The sequence below is a fragment of the Algibacter sp. AS12 genome (genome assembly GCF_046736315.1).
GTDB classification, from domain to species: Bacteria; Bacteroidota; Bacteroidia; order Flavobacteriales; family Flavobacteriaceae; genus Algibacter_B; species Algibacter_B amylolyticus.
In genome coordinates, this window is the sequence record NZ_CP151841.1 from 1,069,057 (window position 1) to 1,083,346 (window position 14,290).

General features: G+C 34.4%; 12 protein-coding genes. 7 read left to right on the forward strand and 5 right to left on the reverse strand.

Annotated elements, in window-relative coordinates; genetic code table 11:
- Positions 1-16: 16 nt before the first annotated feature.
- From ilvN to ilvD, 3 genes are all read right to left on the reverse strand, one after another.
- Complete coding sequence (gene ilvN / locus AAFN75_RS04685) at positions 17-550, reverse strand: acetolactate synthase small subunit (RefSeq protein ID WP_411808457.1); 534 nt, start codon at positions 548-550, stop codon at positions 17-19.
- Between the two features lie 124 nt (positions 551-674).
- Positions 675-2,408 (reverse strand): biosynthetic-type acetolactate synthase large subunit, encoded by a 1,734-nt coding sequence (gene ilvB / locus AAFN75_RS04690; RefSeq protein ID WP_411808458.1) that lies wholly within the window; start codon positions 2,406-2,408, stop codon positions 675-677.
- A gap of 51 nt (positions 2,409-2,459) precedes the next feature.
- The gene (gene ilvD / locus AAFN75_RS04695) at positions 2,460-4,142 is read right to left on the reverse strand and encodes a dihydroxy-acid dehydratase (protein WP_411808459.1); all 1,683 of its coding nucleotides are present in this window, start codon (positions 4,140-4,142) and stop codon (positions 2,460-2,462) included.
- 605 nt (positions 4,143-4,747) lie between these two features.
- Here ilvD and metK point away from each other — a divergent pair.
- The 4 genes from metK (at position 4,748) to AAFN75_RS04715 (ending at position 7,934) form a co-directional block, all read left to right on the forward strand.
- Positions 4,748-6,001, forward strand: a complete 1,254-nt coding sequence (metK, locus tag AAFN75_RS04700; RefSeq protein ID WP_411808460.1) for a methionine adenosyltransferase — start codon at positions 4,748-4,750, stop codon at positions 5,999-6,001.
- 117 nt (positions 6,002-6,118) lie between these two features.
- The gene (locus AAFN75_RS04705; protein ID WP_411808461.1) at positions 6,119-6,745 is read left to right on the forward strand and encodes an ASCH domain-containing protein; all 627 of its coding nucleotides are present in this window, start codon (positions 6,119-6,121) and stop codon (positions 6,743-6,745) included.
- Between the two features lie 59 nt (positions 6,746-6,804).
- Positions 6,805-7,242, forward strand: a complete 438-nt coding sequence (locus AAFN75_RS04710) for a DUF4174 domain-containing protein (protein WP_411808462.1) — start codon at positions 6,805-6,807, stop codon at positions 7,240-7,242.
- A 155-nt stretch (positions 7,243-7,397) separates the two neighbouring features.
- A complete protein-coding gene (locus AAFN75_RS04715; protein WP_411808463.1) occupies positions 7,398-7,934 on the forward strand; it encodes an Hcp family type VI secretion system effector in 537 nt (178 codons plus the stop codon).
- A gap of 59 nt (positions 7,935-7,993) precedes the next feature.
- Here the strand turns inward: AAFN75_RS04715 and AAFN75_RS04720 are convergent, their stop codons facing one another.
- Entirely contained in the window at positions 7,994-10,501 is a 2,508-nt protein-coding gene (locus AAFN75_RS04720; RefSeq protein ID WP_411808464.1) for a DUF5686 family protein, read from the reverse strand.
- A gap of 63 nt (positions 10,502-10,564) precedes the next feature.
- A complete protein-coding gene (locus AAFN75_RS04725; protein WP_411808465.1) occupies positions 10,565-11,542 on the reverse strand; it encodes a pyruvate dehydrogenase complex E1 component subunit beta in 978 nt (325 codons plus the stop codon).
- Positions 11,543-11,698: 156 nt separating this feature from the next.
- On the opposite strand from AAFN75_RS04725, the gene AAFN75_RS04730 reads away from it, so the two are divergent.
- From AAFN75_RS04730 to AAFN75_RS04740, 3 genes are all read left to right on the forward strand, one after another.
- Positions 11,699-12,445, forward strand: a complete 747-nt coding sequence (locus AAFN75_RS04730) for an electron transfer flavoprotein subunit beta/FixA family protein (RefSeq protein ID WP_411808466.1) — start codon at positions 11,699-11,701, stop codon at positions 12,443-12,445.
- Positions 12,446-12,548: 103 nt separating this feature from the next.
- The gene (locus AAFN75_RS04735) at positions 12,549-13,508 is read left to right on the forward strand and encodes an electron transfer flavoprotein subunit alpha/FixB family protein (RefSeq protein ID WP_411808467.1); all 960 of its coding nucleotides are present in this window, start codon (positions 12,549-12,551) and stop codon (positions 13,506-13,508) included.
- A 146-nt stretch (positions 13,509-13,654) separates the two neighbouring features.
- Positions 13,655-14,278 carry a bifunctional nuclease domain-containing protein gene (locus tag AAFN75_RS04740; protein WP_411808468.1) on the forward strand — a complete coding sequence of 208 codons (624 nt, stop codon included), beginning with the start codon at positions 13,655-13,657 and terminating at the stop codon, positions 14,276-14,278.
- The last annotated feature ends 12 nt before the right edge of the window (positions 14,279-14,290 follow it).

Genomic DNA, 14,290 nt, shown 5'->3' on the forward strand with positions numbered 1-14,290 from the left:
TTATATTTAATTGTAATTATTGGTTATCGAATGCTTTTAGCAATTCGCTTACTTTCATTTCATCTTTTGTTACTGCAATACGTCCAGAACGTACAAATTGCATAATCCCAAAACTGTTTAAATCGCGTCGTAACGCTTCAATTTCGTTTCTTCTACCCGATTTTTCAAGCACAAAAAAGTCTTTGTTTACGGTTACAATTCTAGAATAACTTTCTTTAATAATATTCTGTATTTGCGGCTCGTTAAACAACAAATCAGAATTTATTTTAAACATACAAGACTCTGTAAAAATAGTTTCGTCTTCGGTATGATAATATGCTTTTATGGTTTCAACTTGCTTTTCAATTTGCTTAACAATTTTACATGCCGTGTCTTCGCAAATATTCACCACAATTACAAAACGATTTACACCATCAATCTCAGATTGAGAGGTTGTTAAACTTTCTATATTTATGTGTCTACGCTGAAAAATAGCTGAAATACGATTCAATAAACCGATATTATTTTCGGTATAAATTGATATTGTGAATGATTGTATATCTTCGTTCATCTTTTAAAATGATATTAGAAAAAGGGTTTTATAATTAAAGTTTTTTTTCGCTTTCGCGGAATACATACTGCTTCAATTATGGTTTATCTTTATTCTTTATTCTCTATTCTTAAATCTTATTTTTTTAACTTAATCGTACATCTGAAACTGAAGCTCCAGAAGGAATCATCGGGAACACATTATCTTCTTTCTCCACCATAACCTCTAAGAAATAAGACTCTTTTGATGCCATCATTTCTTTTACAGCTTCTTCCAATTCATCGCGTTTAGTTACTTTTCTAGCTTTAATATAATACCCTTCGGCAATAGCTACAAAGTTTGGATTTGTCATTTCGGTTGATGCATAACGCTTATCGAAAAACAATTGTTGCCACTGGCGTACCATACCTAAAAACTCATTGTTTAAAACCACAATTTTAACGGCTGCTTTTTGCTGAAAAACGGTTCCTAACTCTTGAATATTCATTTGGTAACCACCATCGCCAATAATAGCTACAACCTCACGATCTGGCGCTGCCATTTTAGCTCCAATAGCGGCCGGAAGTGCAAACCCCATGGTACCTAAACCACCCGAAGTAATATTACTTTTTGTAATATTAAAATCGGCATATCTACAAGCAATCATTTGGTGTTGACCTACATCCGAAACAATGGCTGCATTTCCATTACTTTCTATATTTATTTGCTTTAAAACCTCGCCCATAGTCAACCCTTCTTTTGTTGGGTTGATATCGTTATTTATAACCTGGTCGAACTCTATAGCATATAAATCCTTAAATTCTTTCAACCATGCATCATGACTGTTTTTATCTAAAGCTTCAGATAGCATAGCTAAACTTTCTTTTGAATCACCTAAAACAGCAACATCCACTTTTACGTTTTTGTTAATTTCTGCTGGGTCAATATCAAAATGAATAATTTTAGCTTGTTTTGCGTAACTATCTAAATTACCTGTAACACGATCGTCAAAACGCATACCTATAGCAATTAAAACATCGCACTCGTTAGTTAATTTATTTGGCGCATAATTACCATGCATACCAACCATACCAATATTTAAAGGATGTGATGTTGGAAATGCCGACGCACCAAGTATGGTCCATGCAGCAGGAATACCAGCTTTTTCAATAACGGTTTTAAGTTCTTCTTCGGCTTGACCTAAAATAACACCTTGTCCCCAAACTATCATTGGTTTTTTAGCATTATTTATCAATTCCGCAGCAGCGTTAACAGCCTTTTGACTTGTTTTTGGTACAGGAACATAACTTCTAACTCCTCTACATTTTTCGTATTTAAAATCTAACTCGGCAACCTGAGCATCTTTAGTAATATCGACTAATACAGGTCCTGGTCTTCCGCTTTTAGCAATATAAAATGCTTTAGCTATAGCCGCAGGAATATCTTCTGCTTTAGTAACTTGGCAGTTCCATTTTGTTACTGGCGTAGAAATACCAACTATATCGGTTTCTTGAAAAGCATCACTACCTAATAAATGCGAAAACACTTGACCTGTAAGACACACTAATGGTGTAGAATCTATTTGAGCATCTGCAATTCCTGTTATTAAGTTAGTTGCTCCTGGTCCAGAAGTTGCCATAGCAACACCAACTTTACCAGATATACGCGCATAACCTTGAGCAGCATGTGCAGCACCTTGTTCATGGCGTGTTAATACGTGATGTATTTTATCTTGGTATCTATATAATGCATCGTATACTGGCATAATAGCTCCTCCTGGATATCCATAAAGAATATCAACACCCTCTGCTATCAAGCTTTTAACTACAGCTTCGCTACCTGTTATACGTTCTGCTTTTTCTGCCACTTCTTTTTTATTATTAATTGTTTGTGTTTTCATAGTCTCAACCTTAAATGATGAGATTCCTGCCTACGCAAGAACGACAATTTATTACAAATCCGTTACACAGCCCTTTGAAGCCGATGCTACCGTTTTTGCGTATTTGTATAATATTCCTTTATTGTGTTTTAATGCTGGTTGTACCCATTGTGCTTTTCTTTCTGTTATTTCTTCATCAGATAGTAAAACGTTAATAGAGTTATCTTCTGCACTAATTCTAATTTTATCTCCTGTTTTTAATAATCCAATAGTTCCACCATTTTGTGCTTCTGGCGTAATATGCCCCACAACAAAACCATGTGTACCACCAGAAAAACGGCCATCGGTAATTAATGCTACAGATTTTCCTAAACCAGCTCCCATAATTAATGAGGTTGGTTTTAACATTTCTGGCATTCCTGGACCTCCTTTTGGACCTACGTATCTAATGACGACAACATCACCTCTTTCTACTTCACCATTAGAGATTCCAGTATTTGCAGCTTGCTCACCATCGTAAACCACTGCTTTACCTTCAAATAATAAACCTTCGTTACCTGATATTTTTGCTACCGCACCTTCTGTCGCTAAGTTTCCATAAAGGATTTGTAAGTTACCTGAAGATTTTAATGCTTTATCCTTTGGAAAGATAACATCTTGATCGTCTTCAAAAGAAAGTGGTTCAACATCCGCTAAATTTTCAGCTAAAGTTTTTCCCGTTACTGTTAAACACTCACCATGTAAATAGCCATTATCTAATAAATACTTCATTACTGCTGGCGTTCCACCAACACCATGAACATCTTCCATAAGGTATTTTCCAGATGGTTTTAAATCTGCTATTAACGGTGTTCTGTCGCTCACACGCTGAAAATCTTCTAATGTAAAATCGATATCTGCAGCATGTGCAATAGCTAAAAAGTGTAATACTGCATTAGTAGAACCTCCTAAAGCATTTACTAATGCAATTGCATTTTCAATAGATTTTTTAGAGATAATATCTAAAGGTTTTAAATCTAATTCTAAAAGGTTTTTAATAGCTCTTGCTGTTCTTTCGCTTTCAGATAATTTATTAGGATTTTCGGCTGGAATAGACGAGTTATATGGTAATGCAAACCCCATACATTCAATTGCCGAAGCCATTGTATTTGCAGTATACATACCACCACAAGCTCCTGCTCCTGGAATAGCACTCTTTATAATTTCTCTATATTCTTCTTCACCAATTTCGCCAGCTACTTTCTGCCCTAAAGCCTCGAAAGCCGAAACGATGTTTAATTTTCTTCCTTTATATTTACCAGAGGCAATCGTACCACCATACATCATAATAGACGGACGGTTTAAACGTAACATAGCCATTACCGCTCCTGGCATATTTTTATCGCATCCAACAACAGATACTAAAGCATCATAACTTTGAGCGTTCATCACTGTTTCAATAGAATCTGCAATAATATCACGAGATGCTAAAGAGTAATTCATACCCGAAGTTCCCATAGAAATACCATCACTTACACCAATAGTGTTGAATCCTAATCCAACTAAACCTGCAATTTTAGTTTCAATTTTAACCTCGGCAGCTAAATTATTTAAATGCATGTTACATGGGTTCCCATCATATCCCGTACTCGCAATACCCACTTGAGCCTTGTTCATATCTTCATCTGTTAAACCTACTGCGTATAACATGGCTTGAGATGCTGGTTGAGATTCGTCTTGTGTTAGTCTTTTACTATGTTTATTAAGTTCTTTCATATTTATTGCAAACAACTTTAGTCTTTAGCTTATTTTATTTTTGTATTCTTAGTTAATTAAGGTTTTTATTGAAAATTATTCAATTTCACCAAAACAACTTGTCGAAATTAATTTATTAGCTTCTTATAACCGCTAACCTTTGTTTTTTCAGGTTAAATCCACGACTATAAAAATCAACTCAATCACCTTATTATCAGGTATTTAGATTAAAATTTTTATGATGTTCAAAACCAAAAAAAACTTCATAAAAAAACCTTCCGAATTTAGGAAGGCTATTATTATTTAATTTGTTTTAAAGCACCTTTCCTTAGTCTTGTGAATTAATCACAAAGACATAAATAGGATCGATATTTAAAAAATAGTTTTTCATTATAAATTGCAAATATTTGTAATTAAACTCTAATAGCCAACTAAATCCTAAAAAAAACAAAAACAGACACGCATATTCTTTTATTTTTTTACTTTTGCGGAAATAATAATAGAGGAAAGATTTGACTGATTGCAACCTCTTTACATTACAATTTAAGGTTATGTGAACAAAAATGCTAAAGGCAGTGTAAACTTCCTTCGACGTTCACGTCAAATCTTACCGTAAAATAATAATTATGGCATATTTATTCACTTCAGAAAGTGTATCTGAAGGACACCCAGACAAAGTAGCTGATCAAATTAGTGATGCATTAATAGATAATTTTTTAGCTTTTGATAAAGAATCGAAAGTGGCGTGCGAAACCTTAGTAACAACAGGACAAGTAGTACTTGCTGGCGAAGTAAAATCGACCACCTATTTAGATGTTCAGAAAATTGCGAGAGACACTATTAATAAAATTGGATATACTAAAGGCGAATATATGTTTGATGGAAATTCGTGTGGTGTGCTTTCTGCTATTCACGAACAATCGGACGATATTAGTCAAGGTGTAGATCGCGGTAGTAAAGAGGAACAAGGCGCTGGCGATCAAGGTATGATGTTTGGTTACGCAACCAACGAAACCGAAAACTACATGCCATTGGCATTAGATTTATCGCACAGAATTTTACTTGAACTTGCTGAATTACGTCGCGAAGTAAAAGACATTACGTATTTAAGACCAGATTCTAAAAGTCAAGTTACTATTGAATATAGCGACGATAACGTGCCACAACGTATCGATGCTATTGTAGTATCTACACAGCATGACGATTTTGATGAAGATGAAGCTATGCTTGCTAAAATTAGAAAAGACATTGTTGAGATACTAATACCAAGAGTAGTTTCTAAACTTCCTGAAGCTATCCAAAAATTATTTAACAACGATATTAAATACCACATAAACCCAACAGGAAAGTTTGTAATTGGTGGCCCGCATGGCGATACTGGTTTAACAGGACGGAAAATTATTGTTGATACCTACGGGGGAAAAGGTGCTCACGGTGGTGGTGCATTTTCTGGAAAAGACCCAAGTAAAGTAGATAGAAGTGCTGCTTATGCTACAAGACATATTGCTAAAAACCTAGTTGCAGCTGGTGTTGCAGACGAAATTTTAGTACAAGTAAGTTATGCTATTGGTGTTGTTGAGCCTATGGGGATTTTTGTAGATACCTACGGAACTTGCCCATTTAATTTAACCGATGGTGAAATTGCCGAAAAAGTATCTGAAATTTTCGATATGAGACCATTTGCTATTGAAGAACGTTTAAAATTACGTTCGCCAATGTACAGCGAAACTGCTGCTTACGGACACATGGGACGTAAAAACGAAACCGTTACCAAATCTTTTTCTCAGCCTAATGGAGAAAGCATAACATTAGATGTTGAGCTATTTACTTGGGAAAAATTAGATTATGTTGATAAAGTAAAAACTGCTTTTGGATTGTAAAATTTGAGGCTTAATTTATATTTTAAAGACCACCTTTTTAAGGTGGTCTTTTTTTTTGGATTTGACTTTGTGAGAAAATTTGCTAACTTCGTTTACTGTTGGGTATAAAATATTGAAATGATTTTATTTTCGCGAAACATTGCCATTAATACCGAAAAAACTGTGAGACATATAACAATCATTCTATTTCTAATTTTAATAAATTGCAAAACCGACAAAAAAACCGAAATAAATACTCAAGTAGAATCGGAAAAAGAATTGGTAACGGAAAACGGAATTCACAAAACCGTTTACGAAATGTGGAATAATTTTACGGAATCAAATCACGAATTCAAAAAAGACAAACTACCAGATTCTGATTTTTTTCACGATAATGAAAAAGATGCAAATCGTTTAGCGGAATTAATTATTAACAGGAAAAAGAAAGCAAGTTCTGGATTATATATTTGGTATAAAGAAGCAAATGCTGACTTACCAAAAATCGGAACAAAACTTATTGTAACGGATTTTGACGGAAAAGCACGAGCGATAATTGAGACAAAAAAAGTGGACACAATTCCATTTAATCAGATTTCCAAAGATTATGCTGAATTGGATATGGGAACGAATATTGAACCACTCGAAAAGTGGAAAAAAGCGCATTGGGAATTTTTTGCGAACGCATTGGAACAAAACGGGCAAAAATCGACAGATGAAATGCTTGTGGTTTGCGAAAGATTTGAAAAAATTTGGCCAAAAAAATAAAGTACTAATGCCAAAGCAGTATATAAACGCTAAACAAACCTCCCCAAACCCTTGAAAAAATGAAGGTATTTAAAATCCTATTTTTTGCAACTCTAATGATTAGCGTTAATAAAGGGATGTCTCAAAATATAGCATCACATCAATGGGAAAACAGAGTTTTATTAGTACTTACAGATGGCGCTAACACTTCTACATTTCAGAATCAAATAAAAGAATTGCAGGCACACGAAAATGGACTTACCAATCGTAAACTTATTGTTTACCAAATAAAAAAACATAGTTACACAAAAGGTTTACTGGACGAAGCATGGCAAAATTCATCTAAAACCTATGAAAAATATAAATCTAAAAACTCCTCTTTCGAAGTAATATTAATTGGTTTAGATGGCGGTATAAAAATAAGACAACCCCATTTACTTACTTGCGAAAAGTTGTTTGAGATTATAGATGTGATGCCCATGCGAAAATCTGAATTAAAACTACGTTCGCGCAAATAACATAACTTCTAACACATTAAACGCTAACAACTTCTATACACAACAACATTAAAACCTAACTTAATACTTCACTTTATTGCCCTTACATTTTATAATAATAATAATTGATTTGAAATTCTTAAAAAATTACTTAACTTTAAGCAAATCAATTTATTATGAAACCAGTACTAGTATTATTTATCGGTTTATTTATGTTTTCGGCAAAGATAAACGCTCAAAGCACACAAGAAAATCCAATGGCGGCAAATAAAGTGGTTGGCTTTTTGAAAGTTCCCGATATAGATGGCGAAGCACGATCTAGCGCTTTTGCTAAAGAAATTGAAATTTATGGCTTAGCATCCTTAACCGAACAAATAAATGCCATAGGCACCGGAAGAAGCAGAGCTAAAGCTACTATATCCCCAATTTCATTGGTGAAAAAAATTGATGCAGCAACACCTTATTTAATGTTAGCAAACTTGCAAGGCAAATCTTTTCCAGAAACAACCATTAGCCTAGTTAATCCAGAATCAGGATCACAGAATCCATATTTAGTAATTACGCTCGAAAAAGTTATAATTAGCAAGCATCAAATAGACGCTAGCTCTAATCGTCAAGAAATTATTGATCTTAAATTCGATAAAATCACAGTAAAATACATTACTAAATCTGGTGTAAATGAAATATCATATAATTTAGCTACAGGAATTTAAGCTCATTTTACTACAATAGCAATTACAGCTTAGACTCCTATGCATTATGAATATGCGTACTAAAAGTAAAACCCAAAGCTTCCTGTAACCCCAAATTTTCTAGCTTCAGGATAAAGCACTTTATCTTTATAGTTTCCTCTAAAATTAAAGTCTATTCTAAGCACTTTAAAAATATTACCTACTCCTAGACTGTATTCGTAATACGGCTCGTTTGATGGTGCCACTAACTGAATATTGTTTGGGTTACTAGGCACATTACTTAAAGCAACATTTTCATCTGTTATACTTCCCATAACACCACGTACACTTACAATTTCTCGCAGATTCAACTTTCGTAAAAATGGAATTCTAGAAAATAAGCGTCCATTAAAATTATGCTCAAAATGAAAAGAGGCATACGTATCGGACACAAACTCATAAAAATCAAGTTGCGAAAAGGTATTATATATTGAAAAATACGATTGATTTCCTGGAATAACACTTAGCAAACCAAGTGGCACTTCGCCAAAGGTTTTGCCGGCTTCAAAGGTGGTATTTAACCTTCCAAAACCACCCATTTGCCAAGGTTGGGTGTATGAGAACTGTACTTTAGTATAATCGAAATCGCTACTAAATAAACTTTTATCGCCTCGCGTAACTTGCGCAAATAAACGTGAATAATAATCGTTAGCCACTCTACGTTCCACCCCAAAACCAGTCATTTTACGCCCAGGGAAATAGGACACCGATAAGTTGGATTCAAATTGTGTTATTTCCGAAGCTATACCTGTTGGTGTATTATAATCTAAACTAAAGGTTGGCGATGCCGATTCTAGGGTTCTATAATTCCCGCCTAATCGAAATATAACATTACGCCAAGGCTCTGCTTCAACCGCTAAACTAGTTAAATTAATATTAGTAAGCTTATCGTTTGTACTTGTTCCTACTACTGATGATGAGGCTAAACTTCTGCCCAACACATCGGTGCTGGTTGTTAAGCTCGCTCCTATTTGCTCGATATCTCGTCTATTCCCTCCAGAAATAATGAGTCGACTTTTTTTATCGATTAACCATTTACCAGAAATACCATACTTGAATTTATCATCGTCGAATCCGTAGGCCAAAAAGCCTTCCAATCGCCATAAATCGTTTGGTCCAAAATAGGTTCGCCCTCCTGTTCTTAAACGTACGCCTTCAACTTCGTTATATCCAAAGGTTGAAAATACGGGTCCGTAATCTAAAGGCAACGTATTAAACTCAATATAACCCGAAGCTAGGATGCTTCCTAAATTATAAAGGCGTTTAAACTTTTTAACCGTTTTTAAAGTGTCTAACATTTTGTAAACGCCTTTCTCGTCTTTATTTAAAGCTTCTAATCGGTTCTCACCCCAAAATTCATCATCTCTATTATAAATATCCTTATCAAAATTATAAACCTCGGCATCGTAGAATTTTTTATCCTTTTCAATATCAAACTTATAATTATTGTATAAGGTAGTACGCTTTCCGTAAACACCACGAGACTTTTCCTTTTTATTAAATGCAAAATCCGATAGCATATAATCTCTTGTCACTAAGAAAAGAGAATCGGTTAACACCTCGAACTCTTGCTCTATATAAATTTCTTTAATCCAGTTTATATTGGCACTTTTAGAGGCTTGTAAATTAATTTCTTTAATAGCATAGGTCGTATCTGCCACCCAAAAATCACCTTTAAAAGTCAATTCGTTTTTTCTTCTTGGATAGTAAATAATATTATAACACCACTTATTATCTATAAAAGAACTATCGGCCAGAACATAGTTATAGGTATTAACTCCTGTTGTAGATAAAGGACTCACAAAACTCTTATCGAAAAACTTCATGTAATTATCGTACACGCTAAAATCGGAATACAAATCGTCTATAAAATCGATAATAATTTGGTTATCGCTAAACCCTGAGTTTTTATTACCTAATAAATCTTCTTTGGTTTTATTAATAACATTATCGCCATATACTTTTGAAACGGCTTCGTTTATAAAAATCGGTAAATAGGTTTTTCCTGTAACGTTAGATGTATCGACCTCATTAAAAACAAACTCCATACCCTTAAATAGTTTACTTTTTATAAGCGCACTATCAATAGTGTTTAAATCGAATTCTACTTTTTCGTATTTATCGTACTCGTATTGCTTAAACTGCTTTAAACCATTACTTCGTTTATGCGCCCAAATTTTTCTTAGAATATCAATGGCTGGATTATTTTTTTTAGATTGTTTTCCAGACACAATAAGCACCGCATTTAGCTCCGCAGTTTCTTCTTTAAGAATAAACTTTAAATTGTAATTCACCTTTTTTTCCAAAGGCACATTTAAGGTTTCGTACCCAATAAAGGAAACGATTAAACCATCCCAAGTATCATCAGACTCTAAATAGAATTTTCCGTTTTCGTTAGTTATGGTACCTTCTGTAGATCCTTTAAACACAATATTTGCGAAGGAGACAGGTTCATTAAATTCATCGTACACAAAACCACTAACTTTGGTTTGTGCAAATACAGAAGATAATCCGAGGTAGAATAGGGCAATAATTAATCTTATATTCATAATACAAAAAAACTTCATCAACAATTATGCTAATGAAGTTTATATAACGTAAAAAATGTTGTTTTATTTATATAGCACCTTTTTAACAGCTTTGATGACTTCGGTATAATCCGGTAACCATTCTGCCATTAAAACAGGAGAATAAGCTGCAGGTGTATCTGCAGTATTAATTCTAACAATTGGAGCATCTAAATAATCAAATGCTTCAGATTGCACTAAATATGTTATTTCAGTTGATACATTTCCAAAAGGCCATGCTTCTTCTAAAATTACTAATCTGTTTGTTTTTTTAACCGATTCTAAAATCGCCTTTCTATCTAAAGGACGAACGGTACGTAAATCGATAATCTCACAAGAGATACCTTCTTTCTCTAATTCATCGGCGGCTTTGTAAGCTTCTTTTATAATTTTACCAAAAGATACGATTGTTACATCTGTACCTTTACGTTTTATATCGGCAACACCAAGTGGCACAATATATTCTCCTTCTGGCACTTCACCTTTATCACCATACATTTGCTCACTTTCCATAAAAATAACCGGATCGTCATCTCTAATAGCAGCTTTTAATAGCCCTTTTGCATCGTATGGATTAGATGGCACTACTACTTTTAAACCTGGTGTGTTTGCAAACCAATTTTCGAAGGCTTGCGAGTGTGTTGCTCCTAATTGTCCTGCAGACGCTGTTGGCCCACGGAAAACAATAGGACATTTAAACTGCCCACCAGACATTTGTCTAATTTTAGCAGCATTATTTATAATTTGATCAATTCCAACTAAAGAGAAGTTAAAGGTCATATACTCTACAATAGGTCTGTTACCAGTCATTGTAGACCCGATAGCGATACCAGCAAAACCAAGTTCTGCAATTGGCGTATCAATAACACGTTTTGCTCCAAATTCATCAAGCATACCTTTTGATGCTTTATAAGCTCCGTTATACTCAGCTACTTCTTCACCCATTAAATACACGCTTTCGTCTCTGCGCATCTCTTCGCTCATTGCTTCGCAAATGGCCTCTCTAAATTGAATTGTCTTCATTGAATATATTTTGATTCGAATAGCAAAAATAACAATAAATGAGATACCCTCTCACAAGTTTTTTTTAAAATTTATTATGCACGCATAGTAAATATTCGAAATTTTATAATTAACTTCGTAAACTGAAAAAAATAAGACATCTAAATACATAAAAAAATGAAAATATTAGTGTGTATAAGTCACGTACCAGATACAACATCAAAAATTAATTTTAGCGATAACGATACTAAATTTGATACAAATGGTGTTCAATTTGTTATCAACCCAAATGACGAGTTTGGTTTAACACGTGCTATGTGGTTTAAAGAAAAACAAGGAGCTTCGGTTACTGTTGTTAATGTGGGTGGAGCGGAAACTGAACCAACTTTAAGAAAAGCGTTAGCTATTGGAGCAGATGAAGCTATTCGTGTAAATACGGTTGCTACCGATGGGTTTTCTGTAGCAAAACAATTAGCCAATGTGGCAAATACAGGTGGATACGATGTAATTATTGCTGGTCGTGAATCGATTGATTATAATGGCGGAATGGTTCCTGGAATGGTTGCAGGTTTACTTAAAGCTAATTTTGTAAATAACTGTATTGGATTAGAAATTGATGGTACTTCGGCAAAAGCTGTAAGAGAAATTGATGGTGGTAAAGAAACCGTTTCAACATCGCTGCCATTAGTTATTGGCGGACAAAAAGGATTGGTTGAAGAAAGCGATTTGCGTATACCAAATATGAGAGGTATTATGATGGCACGTAAAAAACCATTAAATGTGGTAGATCCTGTAGATGCAAATCAAGAAACAACATCGGTTTCGTTTGAAAAACCTACTCCAAAAGGTGCGGTTACTTTGGTATCGCCAGATAATTTAGACGAATTAGTAAGCTTACTTCATAACGAAGCTAAGGTGATTTAATTACAGATTAAATTATCCTGAATTTATTTCAGGATCTTTGGATGTTAACGTAAAATAATAAGATTTCCGTCTTTACGGGAATGACAAAAAAAACAAAATTAATATGTCAGTTTTAGTATATACAGAATCAGAACAAGGCGCCTTTAAAAAAACAGCTTTCGAGGTAGCTTCTTATGCAAAAGCAGTTGCTAATCAATTAGGAACTACGGTTACGGCTGTAGCCATTAACGCAAACGACACTAACGCTTTAGGAACTTACGGCGTAGATAAAGTATTAAATATAAGCAACTCACAACTAGATAAATTTAACGCAAATGCATACGCAGCAGCCCTTAAACAAGCGGCCGAAAGCGAAGATGCAAAAGTTGTAGTTGTAAGTTCTAGTGCAGACAGTAAATACCTAGCACCACTATTGGCTGTAGGGTTAAATGCTGGTTACGCAACAAATGTGGTTGCAGCACCATCAAGCACGAGTCCGTTTACTGTAAAACGTACCGCATTTACTAATAAAGCTTTCGAAAATACTCAAATTAACACTGATGTAAAAATTGTTGGTGTATCTAATAATGCCTTTGGATTAGTTGAAAATAGTGGTAGCGCTTCCGCGGAAGAGTTTTCACCTTCAATTCCAGAATCAGGGGTTACAGTAGAGTCTGTTGATAAAGCTACCGATAAAGTATCTATTGCCGATGCTGAAATAGTAGTGTCTGCCGGTCGTGGATTAAAAGGTCCGGAAAACTGGGGTATGGTTGAAGAACTTGCCGATGTTTTAGGTGCAGCAACAGCCTGCTCTAAACCGGTTTCAGATTTAGGATGGCGTCCACATAGCGAACACGTTGGGCAAACAGGTAAACCTGTAGCATCAAACTTATATATAGCTATTGGAATTTCTGGAGCGATACAGCATTTAGCGGGTATTAATGCATCAAAAGTAAAAGTAGTTATCAATACAGATCCTGAAGCACCTTTCTTTAAAGCTGCAGATTATGGTGTTGTTGGTGATGCTTTTCAAGTCGTGCCAGAATTAATAGAAAAATTAAAAGCCTTTAAAGCACAGCAATAATCTTTTATAATATCAATTAACGCTTATTTTTAAATTATAATTGGTATAATACTATAGAACTGCTTAAATTAGCATTTTGACTTAAAATTGCCTTGTGCAGTTGGTAAAGTTCTAATTTAAGCAGTTCTTTGCGTTTTTAATACATTATGAGTTTAGTAAGATTAAATATAAAAGGCATTTCCTATAGCCAAACACAAAATGGCGCATATGCTTTAATTTTAAATGAAGTTGATGGCGACCGTAAACTACCTATTGTTATAGGAGCTTTTGAAGCGCAATCTATTGCCATTGCATTAGAAAAGGAAATTAGTCCTCCTCGCCCATTAACACACGATTTGTTTAAAAACTTTGCCGACAGATTTGATATTGTTGTTAAACAAGTTATTATCCATAAGTTGGTAGATGGCGTATTTTACTCAAGTTTAATTTGTGAACGCGATAAAATTGAAGAAATTATTGATGCACGAACTAGTGATGCTATTGCATTAGCACTTCGTTTTCAAGCACCAATATTTACTTATAAAAATATTCTGGACAAAGCTGGTATTTACCTTAAAGTGAATCCAAAGGAAGAAGACGAAAACGAATCTCAAGATAGTATTTTAATGGATGAGTTAGTAGCTTCGGAATTAGAACCTAAAGAAGAACCTCGCGAGCGTTTTCATGGAAAAACCTTAGAAGAACTTCAAACCATGCTTGAAGAAGCCGTTATAAATGAAGATTATGAGAAAGCGGCTCATATTCGTGATGAAATCTCAAAACGAGAATAACCTTTAATTTTT

Coding starts and splice junctions, on each gene's coding strand:
- AAFN75_RS04730 (WP_411808466.1), top strand. CDS start 11,699: ATGAAAATATTAGTGTGTATAAGTCACGTACCAGATACAACATCAAAA.
- AAFN75_RS04740 (WP_411808468.1), top strand. CDS start 13,655: ATGAGTTTAGTAAGATTAAATATAAAAGGCATTTCCTATAGCCAAACA.
- metK (WP_411808460.1), top strand. CDS start 4,748: ATGGCATATTTATTCACTTCAGAAAGTGTATCTGAAGGACACCCAGAC.
- ilvN (WP_411808457.1), bottom strand. CDS start 550: ATGAACGAAGATATACAATCATTCACAATATCAATTTATACCGAAAAT.
- AAFN75_RS04725 (WP_411808465.1), bottom strand. CDS start 11,542: ATGAAGACAATTCAATTTAGAGAGGCCATTTGCGAAGCAATGAGCGAA.
- AAFN75_RS04705 (WP_411808461.1), top strand. CDS start 6,119: ATGATTTTATTTTCGCGAAACATTGCCATTAATACCGAAAAAACTGTG.
- ilvD (WP_411808459.1), bottom strand. CDS start 4,142: ATGAAAGAACTTAATAAACATAGTAAAAGACTAACACAAGACGAATCT.
- AAFN75_RS04715 (WP_411808463.1), top strand. CDS start 7,398: ATGAAACCAGTACTAGTATTATTTATCGGTTTATTTATGTTTTCGGCA.
- AAFN75_RS04720 (WP_411808464.1), bottom strand. CDS start 10,501: ATGAATATAAGATTAATTATTGCCCTATTCTACCTCGGATTATCTTCT.
- AAFN75_RS04735 (WP_411808467.1), top strand. CDS start 12,549: ATGTCAGTTTTAGTATATACAGAATCAGAACAAGGCGCCTTTAAAAAA.
- AAFN75_RS04710 (WP_411808462.1), top strand. CDS start 6,805: ATGAAGGTATTTAAAATCCTATTTTTTGCAACTCTAATGATTAGCGTT.
- ilvB (WP_411808458.1), bottom strand. CDS start 2,408: ATGAAAACACAAACAATTAATAATAAAAAAGAAGTGGCAGAAAAAGCA.